We start from the raw sequence: 1,982 nt of genomic DNA, 5'->3' as shown, positions 1-1,982 counted from the left end.
GTCGCGCGACGCCGGCACCCCGAACAGCATGATCCCGCCGATGCCGGCCTGTACCGCCTCCACCGCCGCCTTGCGCAGCGAATCCCGCGAGTGCTCCTCCTGCCGCCAGCCCGCCGCCGCTGCTCACGGGGCGACCGAGCCTCCTTCGTGCGGTGCCCGCACGGCGGCATAGTGCGGACGTCCGGGCCCTACTCGTTGATGAGCTGCTCTCGAAGAATGTCTGCGTGCCCACAGTGCTGGGCGAGCTCGCGCAGCACGTGGAGATACACCCACCGCAGCGGAAGGGGGCCCCGCCGGTGTCCGTGAAGGATGTCGTCCAGACCCAGGGATGACGTCGCATGGCGTGATGCTTCGCAGGCTTCGCGGTGTGCGCGCTGGACGGTGGCGATCGTGTCGTCGTCATCGAGGTTGAACGAGTCGTCTGACGTGGCAGGGATGCCGATTTCAGCGCGTGACCGGCACGTGACGGCTTCGTCAAACCAGACCTTCTCGACGAAAGTCGCGTGCTTCACAAGGCCCAGCAGCGTGGTCCGGGAGGCCACCAACGATCGGCGCACCTGTTCTTCTGTCAGTCCGTCCAGGCAGCCATTGAGCGCGCCGCGGTGCTCGTCGAGGAACGCCTCGAACTGGGTACGGGCTGGCTGTGCGACGACCTGGTCGGCGAAGGTATGGGGGTAGGAAGGCATGGGCGAAGCATTCCAGACCATCGCCCAGGAGCAACTACATAGCGGACAGCGGCACGAGTGGTCGGCTGACTTGTGGGTCTCGCAGGTGCGGCCCCTGACACCCGCTCGGCGGCAGATCCGTGCGTCGGTCGGAGATGTACGGCAGGCTATGAGAATGGTTGGCCGGCAGCTTCCGCCCAGGCGGGAAGAGATCGATGAGTGGTTCACCGCCGTGCTGGCTGGCACGCGCACCCGTGACGAAGCAGACCGGTGGGCCACTCAATGGCACGGAACTCCAGCCGATCGCCTGGTCGCTGACGAGGTGACCGAGTGGGCGCTCGAACGTCTCCACGGAATCGACCTGGCAGACCTAGACGGCAGATTCCTACACGACGACGAGCAGGTGGAGCAGTGGCTCGAGGAGTTTCGCCGCCGATGCCAGGTCCCGCCGGTTCCGGACAGGGCCTGACACGGCGCGACCGTCAGCGTGCCGGGCACGCACCGTCTGCGGCAAGTCCGTGCAGACAAGGCCTCGGTGGACTTGGCGCCACGTCCGCCCGGGAGGCGTCATTCGGTCATCAGCTCCGCGAGTATGGAGGTTCGGCCTTTTTCGTACTCCGCGACGGCGTTGGGCTCATCTGAAAGCTGGTCCGTCCAGAAGCCCTGCCGAAGCCAAGCCTTCGGAGCGAGCCGAAGTGACCCGTCATTGTCCAAGGCCACCGACCAACAGCGAGGGATGTGCCCGTCCACGGTCTCGAACATCTCGGGGCTCCAGATGGAGTCGGTTCCGTCGTCATCGACAACCCGCACGTAGTAAGCGTCCACCCAGTAAGAGATCTCGAGAACTGGATAGGACCTCCCGATCGTCATGCCGGGGTATGCATCGACCGGATCACCAAAAGCGTCGATGATCTTGACGCATCGCACCAGCACCAAACGATCTTATCGCCTGCGAACTTCTGCCAGCGCACTGTCGTCGGCACGTCCGGGCGTCCTCGCAGCTGTCCACGCCCGAGGTCGGCGGCTACCGAAGGTGACGGAGGTGCCAGCACCGGCGCGCGCACGACCGGCGGCAAATGAGGACATCATGGTAGAGGCGACGGTCGGCCGAGACGGTTAGGTTCTGGCAGTGGCTCGGCCCACACCGAGTCTGCGGGCTGCGTGGCCCATGGCCTGAGCCATGCGAGAGGGCAGCGAATCCGGGGCCGGAATCTGCACTGGACGCACCCGCCCGTTGTGCAGTGCGGTGAACCGCCAGCCACGGTCGGTGCGCACGGCGACCAGTGTCTGGCGGGACAGGCGTCGCTTGGGCAGCTT

2 protein-coding genes are annotated in these 1,982 nt (G+C 66.0%); both read right to left on the bottom strand.

Annotated features, from left to right (window positions below):
• Positions 1-188: 188 nt before the first annotated feature.
• Complete coding sequence (locus AB0M52_RS33525; protein WP_363961863.1) at positions 189-686, bottom strand: DinB family protein; 498 nt, start codon at positions 684-686, stop codon at positions 189-191.
• 546 nt (positions 687-1,232) lie between these two features.
• Positions 1,233-1,598 (bottom strand): hypothetical protein, encoded by a 366-nt coding sequence (locus AB0M52_RS33520; RefSeq protein WP_363961861.1) that lies wholly within the window; start codon positions 1,596-1,598, stop codon positions 1,233-1,235.
• Positions 1,599-1,982 lie beyond the last annotated feature (384 nt).

Origin of the sequence: Micromonospora sp. NPDC051296 (assembly GCF_040682255.1) — a bacterium.
Lineage (GTDB): Bacteria > Actinomycetota > Actinomycetes > Mycobacteriales > Micromonosporaceae > Micromonospora > Micromonospora craterilacus.
This window is presented reverse-complemented; position numbering and strand designations above follow the sequence as displayed.